Annotated in this window: 22 protein-coding genes; 13 read left to right on the forward strand and 9 right to left on the reverse strand. The window is 36.8% G+C overall.

Features of this window, described 5'->3' with window-relative positions; genetic code table 11:
• The first annotated feature begins 71 nt into the window (after nucleotides 1-71).
• On the forward strand, nucleotides 72-1,121 hold the full coding sequence (queA, locus tag WG904_RS12985; protein ID WP_339579752.1) for a tRNA preQ1(34) S-adenosylmethionine ribosyltransferase-isomerase QueA: 1,050 nt from the start codon (nucleotides 72-74) through the stop codon (nucleotides 1,119-1,121).
• An 80-nt stretch (nucleotides 1,122-1,201) separates the two neighbouring features.
• Nucleotides 1,202-1,864: a 2-C-methyl-D-erythritol 4-phosphate cytidylyltransferase gene (locus tag WG904_RS12990; RefSeq protein ID WP_339579753.1), complete on the forward strand. Its 663-nt coding sequence runs from the start codon at nucleotides 1,202-1,204 to the stop codon at nucleotides 1,862-1,864.
• A 42-nt stretch (nucleotides 1,865-1,906) separates the two neighbouring features.
• On the opposite strand, the gene WG904_RS12995 is transcribed toward WG904_RS12990, so the two are convergent.
• From WG904_RS12995 to WG904_RS13020, 6 genes are all read right to left on the reverse strand, one after another.
• On the reverse strand, nucleotides 1,907-2,059 hold the full coding sequence (locus WG904_RS12995) for a lmo0937 family membrane protein (protein ID WP_339579754.1): 153 nt from the start codon (nucleotides 2,057-2,059) through the stop codon (nucleotides 1,907-1,909).
• A 156-nt stretch (nucleotides 2,060-2,215) separates the two neighbouring features.
• Complete coding sequence (locus tag WG904_RS13000; RefSeq protein ID WP_008240955.1) at nucleotides 2,216-2,437, reverse strand: DUF2795 domain-containing protein; 222 nt, start codon at nucleotides 2,435-2,437, stop codon at nucleotides 2,216-2,218.
• Between the two features lie 86 nt (nucleotides 2,438-2,523).
• Nucleotides 2,524-3,072 carry a cob(I)yrinic acid a,c-diamide adenosyltransferase gene (locus WG904_RS13005; RefSeq protein ID WP_339579755.1) on the reverse strand — a complete coding sequence of 183 codons (549 nt, stop codon included), beginning with the start codon at nucleotides 3,070-3,072 and terminating at the stop codon, nucleotides 2,524-2,526.
• Nucleotides 3,073-3,140: 68 nt separating this feature from the next.
• Nucleotides 3,141-3,899, reverse strand: coding sequence for an ABC transporter ATP-binding protein (locus tag WG904_RS13010; RefSeq protein WP_339579756.1), 759 nt, complete (start codon nucleotides 3,897-3,899; stop codon nucleotides 3,141-3,143).
• A gap of 60 nt (nucleotides 3,900-3,959) precedes the next feature.
• A complete protein-coding gene (gene gatC, locus WG904_RS13015; protein WP_339579757.1) occupies nucleotides 3,960-4,328 on the reverse strand; it encodes an Asp-tRNA(Asn)/Glu-tRNA(Gln) amidotransferase subunit GatC in 369 nt (122 codons plus the stop codon).
• Nucleotides 4,325-5,050 (reverse strand): lysophospholipid acyltransferase family protein, encoded by a 726-nt coding sequence (locus WG904_RS13020; protein ID WP_339579758.1) that lies wholly within the window; start codon nucleotides 5,048-5,050, stop codon nucleotides 4,325-4,327. The genes gatC and WG904_RS13020 overlap by 4 nt, the downstream gene beginning before the upstream one ends.
• A gap of 212 nt (nucleotides 5,051-5,262) precedes the next feature.
• Here WG904_RS13020 and WG904_RS13025 point away from each other — a divergent pair, with 212 nt between their 5' ends.
• The 4 genes from WG904_RS13025 to WG904_RS13035 all read left to right on the forward strand — a co-directional run bounded on the left by WG904_RS13025 (nucleotide 5,263) and on the right by WG904_RS13035 (nucleotide 8,469).
• Nucleotides 5,263-5,448, forward strand: a complete 186-nt coding sequence (locus WG904_RS13025; RefSeq protein WP_339579759.1) for a GxxExxY protein — start codon at nucleotides 5,263-5,265, stop codon at nucleotides 5,446-5,448.
• Nucleotides 5,420-5,653: a GxxExxY protein gene (locus WG904_RS19645; protein WP_431844427.1), complete on the forward strand. Its 234-nt coding sequence runs from the start codon at nucleotides 5,420-5,422 to the stop codon at nucleotides 5,651-5,653. Before WG904_RS13025 ends, WG904_RS19645 begins: the two co-directional genes overlap by 29 nt.
• Nucleotides 5,654-5,720: 67 nt before the next feature.
• Complete coding sequence (locus WG904_RS13030; protein ID WP_339579760.1) at nucleotides 5,721-7,445, forward strand: ABC transporter ATP-binding protein; 1,725 nt, start codon at nucleotides 5,721-5,723, stop codon at nucleotides 7,443-7,445.
• A 1-nt stretch (nucleotide 7,446) separates the two neighbouring features.
• Entirely contained in the window at nucleotides 7,447-8,469 is a 1,023-nt protein-coding gene (locus tag WG904_RS13035; RefSeq protein WP_339579761.1) for a sialidase family protein, read from the forward strand.
• Here the strand turns inward: WG904_RS13035 and WG904_RS13040 are convergent.
• Nucleotides 8,455-9,393: a hypothetical protein gene (locus WG904_RS13040; protein ID WP_339579762.1), complete on the reverse strand. Its 939-nt coding sequence runs from the start codon at nucleotides 9,391-9,393 to the stop codon at nucleotides 8,455-8,457. The two genes, WG904_RS13035 and WG904_RS13040, sit on opposite strands and share 15 nt — an antisense overlap.
• A 209-nt stretch (nucleotides 9,394-9,602) precedes the next feature.
• On the opposite strand from WG904_RS13040, the gene rnr reads away from it, so the two are divergent.
• Genes rnr through WG904_RS13055 form a run of 3 tightly spaced genes read left to right on the forward strand, consistent with a single transcriptional unit; the run spans nucleotide 9,603 to nucleotide 13,892 of the window.
• Nucleotides 9,603-11,738 carry a ribonuclease R gene (gene rnr, locus WG904_RS13045; RefSeq protein WP_339579763.1) on the forward strand — a complete coding sequence of 712 codons (2,136 nt, stop codon included), beginning with the start codon at nucleotides 9,603-9,605 and terminating at the stop codon, nucleotides 11,736-11,738.
• Nucleotides 11,739-12,926 (forward strand): carboxypeptidase-like regulatory domain-containing protein, encoded by a 1,188-nt coding sequence (locus WG904_RS13050; RefSeq protein WP_339579764.1) that lies wholly within the window; start codon nucleotides 11,739-11,741, stop codon nucleotides 12,924-12,926. It begins immediately after the preceding gene.
• A 3-nt stretch (nucleotides 12,927-12,929) separates the two neighbouring features.
• Nucleotides 12,930-13,892 (forward strand): polyprenyl synthetase family protein, encoded by a 963-nt coding sequence (locus WG904_RS13055; RefSeq protein WP_339579765.1) that lies wholly within the window; start codon nucleotides 12,930-12,932, stop codon nucleotides 13,890-13,892.
• A 1,928-nt stretch (nucleotides 13,893-15,820) separates the two neighbouring features.
• Here WG904_RS13055 and rpmA read toward each other — a convergent pair.
• Entirely contained in the window at nucleotides 15,821-16,255 is a 435-nt protein-coding gene (gene rpmA / locus WG904_RS13060) for a 50S ribosomal protein L27 (protein ID WP_339579766.1), read from the reverse strand.
• A gap of 57 nt (nucleotides 16,256-16,312) precedes the next feature.
• Entirely contained in the window at nucleotides 16,313-16,624 is a 312-nt protein-coding gene (gene rplU, locus WG904_RS13065) for a 50S ribosomal protein L21 (protein WP_055133669.1), read from the reverse strand.
• Between the two features lie 228 nt (nucleotides 16,625-16,852).
• Here rplU and WG904_RS13070 point away from each other — a divergent pair, with 228 nt between their 5' ends.
• The 4 genes from WG904_RS13070 to WG904_RS13085 all read left to right on the forward strand — a co-directional run bounded on the left by WG904_RS13070 (nucleotide 16,853) and on the right by WG904_RS13085 (nucleotide 20,159).
• The gene (locus tag WG904_RS13070) at nucleotides 16,853-17,722 is read left to right on the forward strand and encodes a GLPGLI family protein (protein WP_339579767.1); all 870 of its coding nucleotides are present in this window, start codon (nucleotides 16,853-16,855) and stop codon (nucleotides 17,720-17,722) included.
• 13 nt (nucleotides 17,723-17,735) lie between these two features.
• Nucleotides 17,736-18,590, forward strand: coding sequence for a GLPGLI family protein (locus tag WG904_RS13075; RefSeq protein WP_339579768.1), 855 nt, complete (start codon nucleotides 17,736-17,738; stop codon nucleotides 18,588-18,590).
• 151 nt (nucleotides 18,591-18,741) lie between these two features.
• On the forward strand, nucleotides 18,742-19,023 hold the full coding sequence (locus tag WG904_RS13080) for a hypothetical protein (protein ID WP_339579769.1): 282 nt from the start codon (nucleotides 18,742-18,744) through the stop codon (nucleotides 19,021-19,023).
• 176 nt (nucleotides 19,024-19,199) lie between these two features.
• The gene (locus WG904_RS13085; RefSeq protein WP_339579770.1) at nucleotides 19,200-20,159 is read left to right on the forward strand and encodes a GLPGLI family protein; all 960 of its coding nucleotides are present in this window, start codon (nucleotides 19,200-19,202) and stop codon (nucleotides 20,157-20,159) included.
• Nucleotides 20,160-20,182 lie beyond the last annotated feature (23 nt).

Genomic DNA, 20,182 nt, shown 5'->3' on the forward strand with positions numbered 1-20,182 from the left:
AGCTAATGGTAAATTATAAAAACCTAATATTAATTCGTAAATTTGCGCCCTAATTTACTACATCAAAAAACATGAAGTTATCTCAATTTAAGTTTAATTTACCAGATTCGCTTTTAGCGAACAATCCTGCAGAAAATAGAGACGAAGCCCGTTTAATGGTTTTGCATAAAGATAGTGGCAAGATTGAGCATAAAATTTTTAAGGATGTTTTAGGCTATTTTGATGATCAGGATGTAATGATCTTGAACAACACAAAAGTATTTCCAGCTCGTTTGTATGGAAATAAAGAAAAAACTGGCGCAACCATTGAAGTTTTTTTATTGCGCGAATTAAATAAAGAACTACGCCTATGGGATGTTCTGGTTGATCCAGCTCGCAAAATCCGCGTAGGAAATAAATTATATTTTGGCGACGATGATCTTTTAGTAGCTGAAGTAGTTGATAATACAACTTCTCGTGGTCGTACCATTCGCTTTCTATTTGATGGAACAGATGAAGAATTTCGTAAAAATGTAGAGATTTTAGGCGAAACTCCACTTCCTAAATACATTAAGCGTAAAGCAACTCCCGAAGATAAGGAACGTTATCAAACCATTTTTGCCAAGCACGAAGGTGCTGTAGCCGCTCCAACAGCGGGCTTGCATTTTAGCAGAGAATTAATGAAACGCTTAGAGTTAAAAGGCATTGATTTCGCAGAAGTTACTTTGCATGTTGGTTTAGGAACATTTAGACCTGTTGAAGTTGAAGATTTAACCAAACATAAAATGGATTCAGAGCAGTTTATTATTGACCAAGCTGCTGTCGACATTGTAAATAAAGCATTAGATAACAAAAAAAGAATTTGCGCCGTAGGCACCACCTCTATGCGCGCAATCGAATCGGCCGTTTCTTCTGGAAAAAAATTAAAAGCTGCGAACGATTGGACAAGTAAATTTATATTCCCTCCATACGATTTTAGTATTGCAAATTGCATGATTACCAATTTCCACACCCCTGAATCTACGCTATTGATGATGGTAAGTGCATTTGGTGGATATGAAAATGTAATGAATGCCTATCAAGTTGCCGTAAAAGAAAAATATCGCTTTTATAGCTTTGGAGATGCGATGTTGATTATATAGTATAGCGTACAGGGTATTTAGTATTGCGATTGGATGTTTTATCTCACTACGCAGTGCTCATTACTCAATACTCCTTAAATATGAAATATTACGCAATTATTGTAGGTGGCGGTTCTGGTAAAAGAATGCAACAGGTAATTGCAAAACAATTTTTGTTATTAAAAAATAAGCCGATAATGATGCATACATTATCGGCTTTTTCTAATTCTACTTTTAAGCCAGCACTTATTGTAGTTTTACCTCAAGACTTACATGCGCAATGGCAAGAACTATGCCATACGTACAATTTCAATATTCCACATTTATTAGTTAGGGGTGGTGAAGAGCGCTTTCACTCTGTTAGAAATGGACTAATGGCCATAAAGGGCGATGGGATTGTAGCAATACATGACGCCGTTAGGCCCTTAGTTAGTGAAGCCTTAATTGAACGTGGTTATGAAGCTGCAGCGAATTACGGAAATGCAATTGCTTGCATAAAAGCAAGCGATTCGATTCGAAAAGTTAAAAACGAAAAAAGCAAAATCCTTAATAGAGAAGAAATAGTCTTAATTCAAACCCCGCAAACTTTCGAGATTGGCCAATTGCGAAAAGGCTATCAGCAGCACTATAAACCTAAATTTACAGATGACGCCAGTGTGGTAGAAAAAGCAGGATTTCAAATTAATCTTATCGAGGGGGAAAGAAACAACCTGAAAATCACTTATCCTGAAGATCTGGAACTTGCTAGTTTTTTAATACGTTAACACTTTGACAATCTTTAAAAGATTGTCAAAGTGACAACTGTGCTATGCCGCACCCCTTATTACTCTTAAAAGTACAGCAACAATTGCTATAACAATCAGAATATGGATTAAACCACCTGTGTAATATCCTCCTAAGAAGCTTATTGCCCAAATGATAACTAAGATAACTGCGATTACATAAAGTAGATTTCCCATGGTGTTTTTAGATTAGGTTAATTTTGTTTTTTATACCACACTAACAACAGTTAATCTAAAATTGTTTGAATAGCTTTGACAAAGTTATAAGCAACTAAGCAAGAACGCTGTTAAAGCAAAAAAAAATCCCGGTTTTAAGCGGGATTTATGGTATGACTAATATTCGTCTTCGTTAAAGAAAAAATCATCTTTGGTGGGATAGTCGGGCCAAATTTCCTCTATGGTTTCATAAGGCTCACCATCATCTTCCAGCGCTTGTAAATTTTCAATCACCTCTACAGGTGCACCAGAACGTATACCGTAATCAATTAATTCGTCTTTTGTTGCAGGCCATGGAGCGTCTTCCAAGTGCGATGCCAGTTCTAATGTCCAATACATATTCTTATTATTAAAATTATTCCTATTTCTATTTGCGCAAAAGTATGTTAAAAAAAATGAGCAAAACAAATATTTTTTTCCACTATTTACAAACGAGGTATCCAGATGTTTTCTGCAGTTCCTCCGTCTGCATTTAGTTTCCTTCCCAAAACAAATAAATAATCGCTTAATCTGTTTAAATAAATTGTAATGTTACTGTCAACAAAACTCTCTTCAGCCAAATGCACAGTTAATCTTTCCGCCCTACGGCAAACACAACGTGCTAAATGACAATAAGATACAATTGTATTTCCTCCGGGTAGAACAAAATGTTTTAACTCTGGCAAATCTTCATTCATCTTATCCATTTCCTGTTCTAACAGCTTAACATCACTGTCTAAAAGGTCGGGAATTTTCATTTTAGAACGTTCGGGATCTGATGCTAAAGAAGACCCAATTGTGAATAACCTATCTTGAATTTCTTTAAGCACTTCTTGATGATGCGCATCGATAGGTTGACAAAGAATTAAACCTATGTAAGAGTTTAGTTCATCAACAGTTCCATAAGCTTCGATCCGAAGATGATATTTTGGAACACGAGTACCTCCTATTAAAGAGGTCTGGCCTTTATCGCCTGTTTTGGTATATATTTTCATTTATGGAGAGTGAAATTTGAGACGTGAGATTGACCACTTTGGCCTCAAACCTCCTATCTCATCTCTATTTAGCTAATTTTTTCAAAATCACTACCCTTTTTTTCCAAATTACTTAAACGTGGAGAAACTGTCTTTATATCTTCATTTGCGTAATCTTTTTCAATCAACCCATCGCGCATACGTACAATTCGATGCGCATGCTGTGCAATGTCCTCTTCGTGAGTAACTAAGATAATGGTATTTCCTTTACTATGAATTTCTTCTAAAAGTCCCATAATTTCTATGGAAGTTTTTGTATCGAGGTTACCTGTTGGCTCATCCGCTAAAATAATAGAAGGGTTATTAATTAGCGCTCTTGCCACGGCAACCCTTTGGCGTTGACCGCCTGAAAGCTCATTTGGCTTATGCGTTACACGATTTCCCAAGCCTACATTTTCGAGCGCTTTGGTGGCACGTTCGTCTCTTTCCTTCTTACCTGCACCCGCATAAATTAACGGCAAAGCTACATTATCTAAAGATGTTGAACGAGGTAAAAGGTTAAACGTTTGAAATACAAAGCCAATTTCTTTGTTTCTTACTTCGGCTAAATCGTTATCGGTCATCTGGCTCACATTAATCCCGTTCAGAATGTAATCGCCTTTGCTCGGCGTATCTAAACAACCTAAAATATTCATTAAAGTAGATTTACCTGAGCCCGATGGGCCCATCAGCGCAACAAATTCGCCTTTCTGAATTTCTAAACTAACTGATTTTAAAGCGTGGATAACTTCTGAACCAATTACGTATTTACGACCTATATCTTTAATGGTAATGAGTGCTTTGTGCATCTGTTTGAATTTATTTTTCGTTTTTAGACCATTATAACCTACCGAATGTTACAGGATAAGTTACTTTTGCTCATGATATAACTTATTTTTATCTATAGTGAAGCTATCATGAGCATTTACAGGGCTATGGCTGCTTATGCTGGTTTCAATGATTTTCGGAACAAAAAAGAAATTTTCGTTATGAACAGCCGAATTTTTTAGTCCTTCTGTGGTCGAGATTTCATTTTTAGCAACATCCGCTCTCCACACATTAGCCTGCTCATTCATGTAAACTAAAGGCTTTACATCCTCAGTATCCAATTCATTTAATTTCTCCATAAAAGTAAGAATCTTATTCATTTCTACCGTCAATGCATCAACCTCATTATCCTTTATCTCAATTCTGGCCAAATCAGCAACTTTATGTATGGTTTGTTGATCTATCTTCATCTTATTAATTTACTGTTAATCTTTTTAAACACCTCTTCCTTTAACTCTTCAGCACTTTCAACGCCTAATATACGAGTTGAAATAGGTTCGTGTATATAAATATTTCCAATTCCTGGTCTTGTGCCATATTTAGCACCATCATCCCACATTAATTCCCAAACATTTATACTACTTACAGGCACTATGGGAATATTTTTTTCGATAGCCAAACGAAACGGCCCGTTCTTAAACTCATGCAAGATAGGCGGATATAAGTCGTCGATTTTCCCTTCAGGAAAAATAATTAAACTCATTCCGTTTTCTAAGTTATCTCCAGCCTTTTTAAACGCCCTAAATGCAGAAATCTTACTTTCTCTAGAAACTGCAATATCTATTGTTCTAAAAAACATACCCAAAACTGGATTTTTCATCAATTCCTCTTTTCCCATAAAATGAAATCTTCCTTTTGCTAACATGCAAAACAACACAATGTCTAGATTAGAAGTATGATTTGCACAATAAATATAGGTTTGTTTTGGATCAAGTGGCTTTTCAAATTCGAAATTAAAGAATACACCTGCAATGGCTGTACAAAAAAAAGAATTTAAGGCCCTTAAGGCATTTAAAATCCTATAATACCTCGGATTTTTAGTAAAAACAAAATATAATGGAGAGAAAACAACAAAAAGCAACAAAATCCAGAATATAAAATAGAAATAATGTACCCGTTTTAGCAGCTTCATGATGATTCAAAATTACGATTTTTTTGGCTTCTTAGCTGATGTATAATTCTTAGCCTTTTTTAGCCGCAGATACGCAGATTTTACGTACTAAATTTCTTTCTGATATAAATAATTATAAATGAGTAATATCATATATACAGCAGGTTAAATATTGTAAAATTTTCCCTTGTATCTAATATTTTTTCCATCTTCAATCATAAATTAAATGGATAATGTATAACATTTCAAATTTTCCACATCAAGCCGAAACTTACGAATTAATTGGAATAGCAATGGAAATTCACAGCATTTTAGGAAAGGGATTTCTTGAAATTGTATACAAAGATGCCTTCGAAATTGAATTAAGGAATAGAAGAATTAAATTTGAACGTGAGAAAGAATACTATAATAAATTATAAAGATGAAATTTTGCCACATCGTTTTTATGCAGATTTTGTAATAAATGATAAAATTATATTAGAATTAAAATCTAAGGATGGGATAATTGACGCCCATTATGCTCAAGTACTAAACTACCTCGCTATTTCTAAACTAAGAATTGGCCTTCTAATTAATTTCCATAGCCAATCGTTAGAATTTAAAAGAATAATTCTCTCAAAATAAGAAAAATAATCTGCGCATCTGCGGCCAAAATATAATCTTTGTTCATAAAACACTACCTTAGTACTTCATGCTAACCGTAAAAGATCTATCCGTTAATTTTTATAATCAAGAAGATAAAACTTGGTTTGAAGCTGTTCATAAAGTAAATTTTACTTTACCAAAGGGAAAAGTATTAGGTATTGTTGGCGAGTCAGGTTCTGGAAAATCAGTTACCTCTTTTTCAATCATGCGTTTGCACGATGCAAAAAACACAGAAATTACGGGCACAGTTGATTTCGAGAAAATCAACCTGCTGAATTTATCGGCTGAAGAAATTAGAGCTTTTAGAGGAAATAAGATTTCAATGATCTTTCAAGAGCCAATGACCTCCTTAAATCCAGTATTTAGCTGTGGATTTCAAGTTCAGGAAGCTATTATGTTGCATCAAAAAGTTAATAAAGAAACCGCAAAAAAGCTTACAATAGATTTATTTAAGGAGGTTCAACTTCCACGACCCGATCATATTTTCGAGAGTTATCCACACCAACTGTCTGGCGGACAGAAACAGCGGGTTATGATTGCCATGGCTTTAAGTTGTAATCCCGAACTGCTTATCGCGGATGAGCCCACCACTGCACTTGATGTAACTGTTCAAAAAACGATATTAGACCTATTGCTACGCCTAAAAGATGAACGCCATATGGGTATGATTTTCATTTCCCATGATTTAGGGGTGATGAGCGAAATCGCTGATGAATTATTGGTGATGTACAAAGGTGAAATTGTAGAGCAGGGCTCAGCGAAGCAACTTTTCGAAAACCCTCAACACCCTTATACCAAAGGCCTTTTAGCGTGCAGACCAAGTCCACACCGCCTGTTAAAAAAATTACCAGTAGTAGCCGATTTTTTGAACGAAAACAAAGAAGTCGGGTTAAAACATTTACTTGAAATTAATAGGTACACCGAACAAGAAATTAATCAACGCAGGCATAAGTTATATATTCAAAAACCTTTACTTCAAGTTCAAAACTTAAATACATGGTATCCCGTTAAAAAAGGACTATTTAGTAGGGCGACTGATTTTGTAAAAGCGATAAATGATGTCAGCTTTGACGTATTTCCTGGGGAGACCTTAGGTCTTGTAGGCGAATCGGGTTGCGGAAAAACCACATTGGGGAGAAGTATTTTGAGATTAGTAGAACCCACCTCTGGTAAAATTATATTTGACGGGATCGATTTAATTGGCTTAAAGAAATCTACACTTACTAAAATGAGGCGTGATGTACAAATTATTTTTCAAGATCCCTATTCTTCATTAAATCCTCGAATAACTGTTGGAAATGCAATTATGGAGCCTTTACAGGTGCATAAAATATTCACCAGTGAAGCAGAACGTAAAGCACATGTAATTAATCTATTAGAAAAAGTAAATCTCAAAGCCGAACATTTTAATCGCTATCCACATGAGTTTTCGGGTGGTCAGCGCCAACGCATCGTCATTGCAAGAGCTTTAGCTTTACAACCAAAATTCATTATTTGCGATGAGTCGGTTTCGGCTTTAGATGTGTCGGTACAAGCGCAGGTTTTAAATCTTTTGAGGGCGTTACAGGAAGAATTTGGCTTAACTTACATTTTTATTTCACACGATTTGGCTGTTGTAAAACATATTTCAGACCGTATGATTGTGATGAATAAAGGTAAAATTGAAGAAGAGGGCTTCCCGGAGCGTATTTACAATTCGCCCGTGGCAGAATATACCAAAAAGCTAATTGCCGCAATACCCGGAAAAGTAAACATTCAAGCGGCTTCCTAACATGTTACGTTATTTTATTTTAGGTTTTATCTTTCTATCCTTGCAAGAAACAAGAATACCCAAAGTCGTGGTTTCCGAATTTATTTTCGAAGATGCACCTTTTAAAGCTTGCCATGCATCAACATTGGTAGAATTATCAAATCATAAGATAATGGCCGCTTGGTTCGGGGGGAGCAACGAAGGAAATAAAGATGTTTGCATCTGGGCTTCCATAAAAACTAATGAAACATGGAGTGTGCCGGTTAACATTGCCAATGGGGTTCAAAGCGACACCTTAAGTTATCCTTGTTGGAATCCGGTATTATTCAAAACCAAAACGAACCTTCTTGTCTTATATTACAAAGTTGGCCCTAATCCACGAGCTTGGTGGGGAATGATGAAAACATCGAAAGATAATGGCAACACCTGGTCTAAAGCGATAAAATTGCCGGAAGGATTTTTAGGGCCAATTAAAAATAAGCCTTTGCAGATCGCTTCTGGTGAGATTTTATACCCCTCCAGCACCGAAAGCCCAGATGAAAAAGTGTGGCAAATCCATTTAGAAAAAAGTGATAGTCGGGCTAAGCATTTCAAAAAAATCCTGATAAATGGTGGAGCATTTGGCGCGATACAACCCTCCATTCTTCACTATAAAGACGGCAAATTACAATTGCTGTGCAGAAGTAGGCAGAATGTAATTGTAAGCAGTTGGTCTACCGATCATGGGAACAGTTGGACAACGTTAAAACCCTTAACCTTACCCAATCCGAATTCTGGAATAGATGCAGTTAGTTTAAAAAACGGGTGGCAAGTATTGGTGTATAATCCGTTAGCTGCCGGAAAGAATTGGTGGGAAGGGCGGTCGATACTTAAACTAGCCGTATCAAAAAATGGCGTAGACTGGAAAGATGTATATACGTTAGAGCAACACGATGGTGGAGAATATTCTTACCCAGCTATTATTCAATCTGCAAATGGCGCTGTACATGTAAGTTATACGGCGGAACGCAAAAAGATAAAATACGTTGAACTACGTTTTTTTTAATTTCCATCTGCTAAACGTACTTGAAATCCCAAATCTTGCATAGGCATATTTATCGTTAAAATAAATGTTATAAGGATCTTCTCCATAATAACCGAAGGTAGCCATCAAAAATACATTTTGCATAAAAGGAAAGCTGTAATTAACGGATAATTCAGCATTTAATCGTTTTTCTGAAGCAAAAAATTGGTAATTCGTTAGGGAATTAATCGCGTAAGAAATAGAACCATTTATTCGCCATTTTTCCTTTTCGATATCATTTTCCGGATTTTGATAGACACGGAAAGAAATATCATAGTTTATGCGGGTAAATCCAAAATCGCCAGCTAGGGCTGGCTCATAAGCGAACCATTTATGCCATTGTAAACCAATCTTATGATGAAGCCCATAATAATCGCCATTTAACAATTTATCTGTATAATGCCCAAATCGATAGTTTGTTGTTAGATAATTCGTACTAAAATTACCGTTTAAGGTGTTAATTGCTCCATCTGCTAATATTGCACTACCGTCTTGTCCGTTAGAATGATGGGTAAAACTCAATTCAGCATAACTATAGTGTTCAATGTTTTTTGAAAAACGAAAATATAAGGTACCGCCCAATTTAAAACTGGGCGTTCTTACCCCTGCAGATTTTTCATTTCTTACCCGTACCGTAAATTCTGGATTCACAGAGAAGGCTATTGGCAAAGCTTTTGAAGCCAATACCATATAACTTGTAGTTAATTTACCATTAACTACATACTTGGTAGGTGCTCCTATTTCACCGAATGGCGAGGTATATGAAAGCTCGCTGTTTTCTTTGTATAGTTGGGGATAAGCAAGGTTTGCATTTTGCTTTAATTGCTTTAATGAATCTATGTTTTTTTGTGCAAAACTTAAGATTGGTTTAACTGCAAAGAAAACAATGAGGATTAGTTTATTCATATTTATATTTATATAAACGATTAAAACTTGGCTTGGGTTTTCTAAACCGCAAAGATGTGGAGCCTAAAGGTAGGGTCCTAGCTATCCTATTGCATCGATTAAACTTTGCGCTCCTTGCTACCTTTGCAGTTAAAATGTGTGTTAAATTTCCATATAATTCCCTATCCTAATCGTACATTTGCTATCTTCGGTAACCTACAGAAATGGCTATGGCTAAAAACAAAAATTCGCAAGTAAAACTCGTTTTAACTCAAATGATTAGTGACATTTTTACAAAAAATAAAAATGTTGCCTTAAATCATAAACAAGTAGCTGCAAAATTAAATTTAAAAGACCTCGATTCTGCCCATACCATCTTAGAGATTTTGGTAGAACAAGCCGAGAAAGGAATATTTATTCGTCCAGAAAGAGGCAAATTCAGGCTTAAAGACCTTAAAACATTTGTAATTGGGACGGTTGATATGACTGCAGATGGTTCTGCCTTTATTGTACCAGACGATGAATTTGAAAAAGATATTTTCGTTGCTCCACGTAAACTACGAAATGCATTACATGGCGATAAAGTTAAGGTGTATGTGTTTGCTAAAAAAACAAGCGGGCGCAAAAATGAAGGCGAAGTTGTCGAAATCATCAATCGTGCAAAAACCGATTTCATTGGAGTAGCGAAAATTTCAGAACGGTTTGCATTTGTGATACCCGACGACAGGAAGATGCTACATGATATTTTTGTGCCACTTAGCGATCTCAATGGCGCTAAGAATGGTCAAAAAGTACAAGTTTCGATAACAGACTGGCCAGAAGGCGCAAAAAATCCAATCGGAAAAATCATCAATGTTTTAGGCACACAGGGTGAAAACAATACCGAAATGAATGCGATATTGGCCCAATATGGCTTTCCACTAAGTTTTCCAGCCGCTGTTGAAAAAGAAGCAAACGAAATCCCAGAAACCGTAAGTGAAGAAGAAATTAAGGGCAGGAAAGATTTTAGAAATACCCTAACATTTACCATAGACCCAGCAGATGCCAAAGATTTTGACGATGCCATTTCCTTTAAAAAATTGCCAAATGGCAATTACGAAATTGGTGTACACATTGCCGATGTATCGCATTACGTAAAGCCAAAGACTGAATTAGACAAAGAGGCTTATGAGCGGGCAACTTCTGTTTATTTGGTTGACCGGGTTATCCCAATGCTTCCAGAGCGCTTAAGTAATGGGGTGTGCTCTTTGCGTCCTAACGAAGACAAACTGTGCTTTGCGGCCGTTTTTGAACTCGATGAGCAAGCCAATATCCTTTCGCAATGGTTTGGAAGAACGGCTATCCACTCTAATCGACGTTTTAGTTATGAAGAAGCACAAGAAGTAATAGAAACGAAACAAGGCGATTATGTGGAAGAAATTTTAAAGTTAAACGAACTGGCATACATCCTAAGAGATAAAAAATTTAAGGATGGTGCCATTAGTTTCGAAAGTACAGAAGTTAAATTTAAGCTCGATGAGCATGGAAAACCTACTGGCGTATATGTAAAAGAGCGTAAAGATGCACATAAGTTGATTGAGGATTACATGTTATTAGCGAACAGAAAAGTAGCCGAATTTATTGCTAAAAAGGGAAAGGGCAAGCAAAAATACACATTTGTATACCGTTCGCACGATTCACCTAACCTAGAAAATCTAAACAATTTTGCAACATTCGCCTCTCGCTTCGGCTACAAAATTAACATGAAAACCGATAAGGAAATTGCGAAGTCGCTAAACTATTTAATGGAAGATGTTGAAGGCAAGAAAGAGCAAAATATATTAACACAATTGGCTATCCGTTCGATGGCAAAAGCCATTTATACCACTAAAAAAACGGGGCATTATGGCTTGGCATTTGATTATTATACCCATTTCACCTCCCCTATACGTCGTTATCCCGATGTAATGGTTCACCGCCTTTTGGCCTTATATTTAGAGGGCGGTAAATCTGCAAACGAAGAAGAGTATGAAACGGCAAGTTCCCATGCATCTGCTATGGAAAAACGTGCCGCTGATGCAGAAAGAGCATCGATAAAATACAAACAAGCTGAATATTTAGAAAATAACGTAGGCAGTATATTCACTGGAATTATTTCGGGAGTTACCGAATGGGGAATGTATGTAGAGATTATCGAAAACAAATGTGAGGGTATGATTCGATTACGAGATATATCGGATGATTTTTATGTACTCGACGAGAAAAATTACTGCATCGTTGGGCAACGAAAACATAAAAAATATCAACTTGGCGACGAGGTACAAGTAAAAGTTAAAAAAGTTGATTTATCAAAACGTCAGATTGATTTTTCATTAATACAAGGGTAAATGAGACTTGTATTCTCTTTTTTATTAATTGCTATGTTCAGCACGTTGCTTAAGGCCCAAACCTTGCAAGGAAAAGTGATTGATTCTAAAACTGCCGAACCTATACCCTTCGTTTCGATAGGCATTATAGGCACGAATACAGCAACGGTTACTAACGAAAATGGAGAATTTGTACTTAAAGTAGAAAAATTTCCAATAAAGCTAAGATTTAGCCATGTAAGCTACCTCATTCTCGAAACCCCTATTAGTGAAGCGCAAAATGCATTAACCATTAGGCTTAGCGCAGCTGCTATTAACCTGAACGAAGTAGTTATTCGTGCCGATGAGGGTAAAAAGCTATTAAAATCGGCATTAGAAAAGGCAAAGCAATATTTAAATACTCCTTTTTATGCCAATGCCTTTTACCGACAATTAACATCTACGAATGATAGTCCGACCGAAATTCATGAGCTCTTTTACGATTTAAAATGGGATGTGAAATATGTACAAGGTTGGATAGCCAAGCAAAGTAGGTTTGCAGAGATAAACGATCCCTCAAAGTTTTCGTTAAACAATCAATCTTTTCTAACTTTTGCTTATGCAGGTTATGTTTTTCCTGATAAGAAAAGAAGATATGTAAGCATTAGCTATTTAGACGATTATGAAATAGAGGTAGACCGATATATTGAACAAAAAGACCAAGATATTGCGGTGGTGACCTGTAAGCTTAAAAAAACGCGTAAAAATCTATTTTATGTAAATTCTACCTATTACATTGGGGTAAAAGATTTAAAAATCTATCGCTTAGAGAATAAGATCTATAATTTACCGATCGAACTTTCGCCTAATTTAATTCAGAAGTTTCCTCCAATTGTAGAAACGATCGCAACCTTTAACGGCATTAACCGTTCCATTTCTGTATTAGAAAGCATGTCTACTAAAGTGTATTTAAGCTTAAGAAGTAACAACCGTGTGATAAATTCGGTAATAAGTTCGTTATTAACCGTATTTAAAATTGATGATATGCTAAAAAATCAGCAATTTAAGGGTCTAGATAGTGATACAAAAGATAAAAAGGTAATTCAATCGATAAAGTACGATGCTAATTTCTGGAAAAACAATCCGATTGTTAAGCAAACTACTTTAGAAGATGCCTTTATTAAAATGATGGAAAGCAAACAAGCGTTTGGCACCATGACTAATCCGTAAGCAATGCATAACCCAATACAATTATTAGAAATTATAGAGAAAGCGATTCCAAAAATAAATTACCCTAAGCATCCTGCTAATTTATACGAGCCGATACGCTACATTATGAATTTAGGAGGTAAGCGGATTAGGCCCGTTATGGTTTTAATGGCCTCTGAATTGTTTAATGATGAGGTAAGCATTGCATTAGATGCTGCCTTGGCGATTGAAACATTTCATAACTTTACCTTAGTTCATGATGATATCATGGATAACGCACCCTTGCGTAGAGGCGCCCAAACCGTGCATGAAAAGTGGGGAAATAACAACGCTATTTTAAGTGGAGATGTGATGATGGTTGAGTCGAATAAACATCTTTCTAAAGTAGACATTAAGGTATTAAAACCTGTGTTAGATACGTTTAATGCTACTGCACAGGGTGTTTGTGAAGGGCAGCAGTTGGACATGGAATTTGAGCAGCGTAACAATGTAAGTATTGCCGAGTATTTAGAAATGATCAGGCTAAAAACGGCCGTTTTACTAGGAGGAGCAATGAAATTAGGCGCCATAGTTGGCGGTGCAAGTGAGCAAAATGCCGATTTATTATACCATTTTGGCGAGAATTTGGGTATTGCCTTTCAGCTTCAAGACGACATTTTAGATGTTTATGGCAATCCTGAAAAATTTGGAAAGCAGGTTGGCGGAGATATTATTGCGAACAAAAAAACCTTCTTGCATTTAAAAGCATTGAGTTTAGCTCAACTTGAAGAAAGCAATGTATTAGTAGCTGAGAACGATAGCCCCGAAATTAAGGTAGAACACGTCACCCGTTTATACAACAAATATCAAATTAAAGAATTGGCAACGGCCGAAATGGAAAAGCATTTAGCTTTGGCAAATGAGGCGTTGAATAATTTAGCAGTTGAAGATTATAAAAAAGAGAACTTTAGGGCCCTGGTTCAGCAAATTTTAGAAAGAGAGCATTAAGCAGCAGTAGAGTTCTCTACTGCTGCCTTGTTGGAGATGACGATTTTTTTTCTACCCCAAATTCGTCCTATCGAGTGAGCGACCTTAAGAGCGACGAGATAGCTATAAGAAAATTATCCCCTAGTTCTCTCCTGCTGCCTCGTTCGAGATGACGATTTTTTTTACTTTTCAATTCGTCCTATCGAGTGAGCGACCTTGAGAGCGACGAGATATCTATAGGAAAATTACCTCCTAGTTCTCTCCTCGTACCTCGTTCAAGATGACGATTTTTTTTCCACCCCAAATTCGTCCTATCGAGTGAGCGACTTTAAGAGCGACGAGATATCTATAAGAAAGTTATCTCATAGATATCTCCTCGTACCTCGTTCGAGATGACGGTTTTTTCTACCCCGGATTCGTCCTATCGAGTGAGCGACCTTGAGCGACGAGATATCTATAAGAAAGTTACCTCCTAGTTCTCTCCTCGTACCTCGTTCGAGAAGACGGTTTTTTTCTACCCCAGATTCGCCCTATCGAGTGAGCAACCTTAACAGCGACGAGATATCTATAAGAAAGTTATCCCCTAGTTCTCTCCTCGTACCTCGTTCGAGATGACGGTTTTTTCTACCCCAAATTCGTCCTATCGAGTGAGCGACCTTAAGAGCGACGAGATATCTATAAAAAAATTATCCCCTAGTTCTCTCCTGCTGCCTCGTTCGAGATAACGATTTTTTTCCACCCCAAATTCTTCCTATCGAGTGAGCGACCTTAAGAGCGACGAGATAGCTATAAGAAAATTATCTCATAGTTCTCTCCTCGTACCTCGTTCGAGATGACGATTTTTTTTACTTTTCAATTCGTCCTGTCGAGTGAGCGACCTTAAGAGCGACGAGATATCTATAAAAAAGTTACCTCCTAGTTCTCTCCTCGTACCTCGTTCGAGAAGACGGTTTTTTTCTACCCCAAATTCGTCCTATCGAGTGAGCGACCTTAAGAGCGACGAGATATCTATAAGAAAGTTATCTCATAGATATCTCCTCGTACCTCGTTCGAGAAGACGGTTTTTTTCTACCCCAAATTCGTCCTATCGAGTGAGCGACCTTAGGAGCGACGAGATAGCTATAAGAAAATTATCTCATAGTTCTCTCCTGCTGCCTTGTTGGAGATGACGATTTTTTCTACCCCGGATTCGTCCTATCGAGTGAGCGACCTTAAGAGCGACGAGATATCTATAAGAAAGTTACCTCCTAGTTCTCTCCTCGTACCTCGTTCAAGATGACGATTTTTTTTCCACCCCGGATTCGTCCTATCGAGTGAGCGACCTTGAGCGACGAGATATCTATAAAAAAATTATCCCCTAGTTCTCTCCTGCTGCCTCGTTCGAGATGACGGTTTTTTTCTACCCTGGATTCGTCCTATCGAGTGAGCGACCTTAACATCGACGAGGTATCTATAAGAAAATTATCTTCTAGTTCTCTCTTCATACCTCGTTCGAGATGACGATTTTTTCTACCCCGGATTCGTCCTATCGAGTGAGCGACCTTAAGAGCGACGAGATATCTATAGGAAAGTTACCTCCTAGTTCTCTCCTGCTGCCTCGTTCGAGATGACGATTTTTTCTACCCCGGATCGTCCTATCGAGTGAGCGACCTTAGGAGCGACGAGATAGCTATAAGAAAATTATCTCATAGTTCTCTCCTGCTGCCTTGTTGGAGATGACGGTTTTTTTCTACCCCGGATTCGTCCTATCGAGTGAGCGACCTTGAGAGCGACGAGGTATCTATAGGAAAGTTATCCTCTAGTTCTCTCCTGCTGCCTTGTTGGAGATGACGATTTAATTAAACTGTCTCAAATTCCCACATTCACGAATTTGCAAATCCTCAAATTAAAAAAAAGTCAAAAAAAAATCCCGATTTCTCAATCGGGATTTTTTATGCTTTGACTATTTCTTACTCAGCAGCATCATCTTTAGCTGCTTTTTTAGCAGGTGCTTTTGCTTTAGGAGCTGCTGCTTTTTTAGCAGGTGCTTCTTCAGTAGTTTCTGCTGCTGCTACTGGAGCTTCAACAGTTTTCTCCGCTACAGCTTTCTTCGGGGCGGCTGCTTTAGCTACCGGTGCTGCATCTTCTACCACAAGAGGTAAAACAGATACATAAGATTTATTGTCTTGTTTCTTTTTGAACGTCACGATACCTGGTACCAGTGCAAATAAAGTATGATCTTTACCAATACCTACACCTTTATCTGGGTGATGTTTTGTACCACGTTGACGAACGATAATGTTTCCAGCGATAGCTTCTTGACCACCAAAGATCTTGATACCTAGACGCTTGCTATGCGATTCACGTCCGTTTCTAGAACTACCGGCTCCTTTTTTATGTGCCATTTTATTATAATTTGTTAATTAGCAATGTGCTAATTAGTGAATTGACGAATTAATTAACTACAGAGTGATACTCTCAATCTGGATTTTGGTGAAATACTGGCGGTGACCATTTTTCTTTTTATATCCTTTTCTACGTTTCTTTTTGAAAACGATTACTTTATCACCTTTTAAATGAGACACGATTTTAGCTGTAACCGATGCACCTTTTACTGCAGGAACCCCTACTGTAATTTTTCCACCATTATCAACCAACAATACATTGTCAAATTCAATACTAGCGCCTTCATCTCCTTGTAAACGGTGTACAAAAAGATGCTGGTCTTTTGCAACTTTGAATTGCTGCCCTGCTATATTTACTATTGCGTACATTGTTAAATAATTATTTTTTTAATTGTATATTTTTATCGAGGTGCAAATATAGAACAAATACTATTCAAACACAAATAGATAAGGAAAAATTAATAAGATTTTTAGGATTATAAGAATTTAGGACAAAAAGAATTTTGTTTATTACGAAAATTTCGTAGATTTACGAAAATAAAATAATTATAGAATTACCTGAAAAGAAATAATTACACATTTATAAATTCCAGAAAAATGAAAACTTCACTCAAACTTCTGTTCTTAATGTTAACAACCAAAACTGCTTTCGCTCAAGATCCAGATAAGGTACTCGCCAGAGTTCGCTACACCTACACCATCAAAACAGATACGCTTAAAAACGGAAAAGAAAGAACTGAAAATATGATTCTTTTTGTTGGAAAAAATGCTTCTTTATTTACCAGCATGAATAAAATTTCATATGAACGCTCAGAAGATCAAAAAAATCTCGCTAGATCCATTTCGCGAGCAGGGATGGGAAGTGGTGTTCCCACTGCAGTAAAGATTGATCGATCGGCAGGAGAATGGCTTACGAAAACCAATTACTTATTTTTTAATAAGGAGAAAAAAATGATCACAAAAGAAGAGATCATTGGCACTAGCTATTTAATTGAGGAAGCAATTCCAGAAATTAACTGGAAAATCACAAAAGATACAGCTACATTTTCTGGCTTAGCTTGTCAAAAAGCAACAGCTACTTATGAAGATAAAAATTGGACGGCTTGGTTCGCGCCCAGCTTACCCTTTCAGTCTGGTCCATGGAAGCTTCAAGGCTTACCAGGTTTAATAGTGGATGCTTTTGATGAAAATAAAGCCGTTCAGTTTGAATTTTCTGGTTTTGAAAAAGCAAGTGAAGGCGATTTTGTAAGGGCCAACGATATCAGAAAAAGACCAAATGCAGTTGCAGGCGATATCAATACAGTAGATGTAGGAATGGGGCTTGATGTTGCAGGTGCCTATTTTGATAATACTATTCTATTATCTACTTATCGAACAGCTAAAACCACAAGGAAAGAATACGATAGACTTAAAGCCGCTTACCAAAAAGACCCAAGAGGCTTTAGTAAAGCGCAATACGGATTTTAATAAACATACGATCATGAAAAACACATTTATAGTATTTCTTTTCCTACTTTCTACTAACACCTTTGCTCAAAAACCCGACCCTGTGATAGCTAGGGTGCACTATACGTATATCAGCAAAAGTGATACGCTTAAAAATGGAAAAGCACGCGCAGAAAATATGATCCTATTTATCGGTAAAAACACATCATTATACGCTAGCTATGATAAAATAAAACACGAAATTTCAGAAGAGCAAAAATTTTGGGCCATGATTGCAAGCGGCGGTGGGAAAGGAAAAGGTGTTTTTATCATAGACGATACCAATAGCAAATGGATGACCACCACCGCTAACCTTTTTTACGTGAAAGAAAATAAATTCTTTATAAGGGAGATTATTGCCTACAATGCCTACCTTGTAGAGGAAACAGCCCCTAAAATCGATTGGAAAATTAGTAAAGACACCGCAAGCTTTTCGGGGTTAGCCTGTTTAAAGGCAACAGCCAATTTCGAAGGTAAAAACTGGATTGCCTGGTTTGCTCCAAGCGTACCTTTTCCGGGCGGACCGTGGAAGTTAAATAGTTTACCAGGACTAATTATCGAAGCATGCGATGAACAAAAAGAAATCCAATTTCAGTTTGGCGGATTGGAAAATGCTAAATTAGGAGATCATGTACGCGACAGAGATATAACAAAAGGCCCTAATGCAAGCCCAAATAGCTACAACGCAATCGATCAGGCGATTGGTCGTGATGTAGGAAATGCGTATTTCGAAAACATCATTAGATTACCCATTGGCGCAATTAAAGTAACCAAAAAAGAGCTTGAAAAATTTAAAGATGCACTTAAAAAAGACCCTAAGGGTTTTAATAAGGCGCAATCAGGCAATTAAGATGAGTAGAATCCACAAATTGCTTCTTAAAACAGAAATTATGTGTGTAAATGATGATATGTAAATTTTGTAAATTGATGTAAAAAAACACGAGTTCATGATTGGCTTAGTAGGTTAACTTATATTTACCCAACTACAATTTAATTCAATTATGAATTTTTTTATCAGCTCTTTTCTTTTCTTAATCATTAAATCATTTTGTTTTGCTCAAATTCCTGATAAAGTTTTAGCAAGGGTACATTATACCTACATTAATAAAACAGATACCTTCAAAAATGGTAAAATTCATCCTCAAAATATGTTGTTATTTATTGGCAAAAATGCGTCTTTATATACGAGTTGCGATCGATTAAATCATCAGTTAGCAGTTGATCAAAAAATAAGAGCGAAAATGATGAGCCAAAATCTATTAAAATTGACGAGAGCGAATTAAAATTGATGGAGGCTACAAACCTGCCAGAAAGCAATCTCCACTTTTGAAGGAAAAAACAGATAAAAATTATTTCTTTATATCGGCAATTAGTTAAATAGTGTTAAAAGATTTTTCAAGTTACGAACAATTCGTAGATTTACGATAAATTAATTGTTTATTAACCAAACCAACACAACATGAAAACACTTTTTACATTCCTCATCGCTATCGCGATAACCTCATCTGCCCTCGCACAAAATCCTGATAAGGCTTTAGCTAGAGTTAGGTACTCATTTAGTCACATTCAAGATACCACGCAAAAAGATAAGCCCTATACCGAAAATATGCTTTTGGTAATCGGGAAAAACGCATCCGTTTATACGAGCTACGACAAAATTAACCGTAATCTAGAAATGGAGAAGCAAATTCAAGAACAAATGAAAAACCAAGCTGGAAGTGGGCAGATGACCATTAAAATCGGAAGTGAAGGCGTTATTCCTAAAGCAATTAATCCATTAGATTATTTCTTTTATGCAAATGAAAATAAGTTTTTCACCAAAGAGCGTATTTTTAACAACTACCTAGTCGAGGAAGATGCTCCTAAAATAAATTGGAAAATCACTAAAGATACCGCTAGTTTTTCAGGGGTAAAATGCCAAAAAGCTATTGCTAATTTCAAAGGCAGAACGTGGACAGCATGGTTTGCACCAGACCTGCCATTTCAAAGCGGTCCGTGGAAATTAAATGGCCTCCCTGGACTTATCATCGAAGCGATAGACGAAACCAAAACGGTACGCTTCCAATTTGCAGGAATCGAAAACATTAACCCTGAAGAAGCAAAATCGGTAGCGCAAGACGGACCAAAAATTGTAGTTCCTGGTGGCACGTTGGCAACAAGCGTTATGGGCATGGATGGCAATGCCTATCTAGGTGCAGAAATTAAACTTCCTACAGATGCGATTAGAACAAATAGAAAAGAGCTAGATAAGCTTAAAGAAGCGAGAGATAAAGATCCTCAAGGGTTTATGAATGCACAAATGGCAGCTCAAGGTGTACAAGTAGGAAATGTGCAACGATCGGTTAGAGTTGGAACAGGCCCTGCAATCAAAAAAATTGTCATCAACAACCCAATCGAGTTACCAGAGAAGAGCAAGTAGGCCATCACCAAACAAACACACAA

It is taken from the genome of Pedobacter anseongensis (assembly GCF_037482965.1).
In the GTDB taxonomy this organism is placed as follows: Bacteria; Bacteroidota; Bacteroidia; order Sphingobacteriales; family Sphingobacteriaceae; genus Pedobacter; species Pedobacter anseongensis.

Coding starts and splice junctions, on each gene's coding strand:
- queA (WP_339579752.1), top strand. CDS start 72: ATGAAGTTATCTCAATTTAAGTTTAATTTACCAGATTCGCTTTTAGCG.
- WG904_RS12990 (WP_339579753.1), top strand. CDS start 1,202: ATGAAATATTACGCAATTATTGTAGGTGGCGGTTCTGGTAAAAGAATG.
- WG904_RS12995 (WP_339579754.1), bottom strand. CDS start 2,059: ATGGGAAATCTACTTTATGTAATCGCAGTTATCTTAGTTATCATTTGG.
- WG904_RS13000 (WP_008240955.1), bottom strand. CDS start 2,437: ATGTATTGGACATTAGAACTGGCATCGCACTTGGAAGACGCTCCATGG.
- WG904_RS13005 (WP_339579755.1), bottom strand. CDS start 3,072: ATGAAAATATATACCAAAACAGGCGATAAAGGCCAGACCTCTTTAATA.
- WG904_RS13010 (WP_339579756.1), bottom strand. CDS start 3,899: ATGCACAAAGCACTCATTACCATTAAAGATATAGGTCGTAAATACGTA.
- gatC (WP_339579757.1), bottom strand. CDS start 4,328: ATGAAGATAGATCAACAAACCATACATAAAGTTGCTGATTTGGCCAGA.
- WG904_RS13020 (WP_339579758.1), bottom strand. CDS start 5,050: ATGAAGCTGCTAAAACGGGTACATTATTTCTATTTTATATTCTGGATT.
- WG904_RS13025 (WP_339579759.1), top strand. CDS start 5,263: ATGTATAACATTTCAAATTTTCCACATCAAGCCGAAACTTACGAATTA.
- WG904_RS13030 (WP_339579760.1), top strand. CDS start 5,721: ATGCTAACCGTAAAAGATCTATCCGTTAATTTTTATAATCAAGAAGAT.
- WG904_RS13035 (WP_339579761.1), top strand. CDS start 7,447: ATGTTACGTTATTTTATTTTAGGTTTTATCTTTCTATCCTTGCAAGAA.
- WG904_RS13040 (WP_339579762.1), bottom strand. CDS start 9,393: ATGAATAAACTAATCCTCATTGTTTTCTTTGCAGTTAAACCAATCTTA.
- rnr (WP_339579763.1), top strand. CDS start 9,603: ATGGCTAAAAACAAAAATTCGCAAGTAAAACTCGTTTTAACTCAAATG.
- WG904_RS13050 (WP_339579764.1), top strand. CDS start 11,739: ATGAGACTTGTATTCTCTTTTTTATTAATTGCTATGTTCAGCACGTTG.
- WG904_RS13055 (WP_339579765.1), top strand. CDS start 12,930: ATGCATAACCCAATACAATTATTAGAAATTATAGAGAAAGCGATTCCA.
- rpmA (WP_339579766.1), bottom strand. CDS start 16,255: ATGGCACATAAAAAAGGAGCCGGTAGTTCTAGAAACGGACGTGAATCG.
- rplU (WP_055133669.1), bottom strand. CDS start 16,624: ATGTACGCAATAGTAAATATAGCAGGGCAGCAATTCAAAGTTGCAAAA.
- WG904_RS13070 (WP_339579767.1), top strand. CDS start 16,853: ATGAAAACTTCACTCAAACTTCTGTTCTTAATGTTAACAACCAAAACT.
- WG904_RS13075 (WP_339579768.1), top strand. CDS start 17,736: ATGAAAAACACATTTATAGTATTTCTTTTCCTACTTTCTACTAACACC.
- WG904_RS13080 (WP_339579769.1), top strand. CDS start 18,742: ATGAATTTTTTTATCAGCTCTTTTCTTTTCTTAATCATTAAATCATTT.
- WG904_RS13085 (WP_339579770.1), top strand. CDS start 19,200: ATGAAAACACTTTTTACATTCCTCATCGCTATCGCGATAACCTCATCT.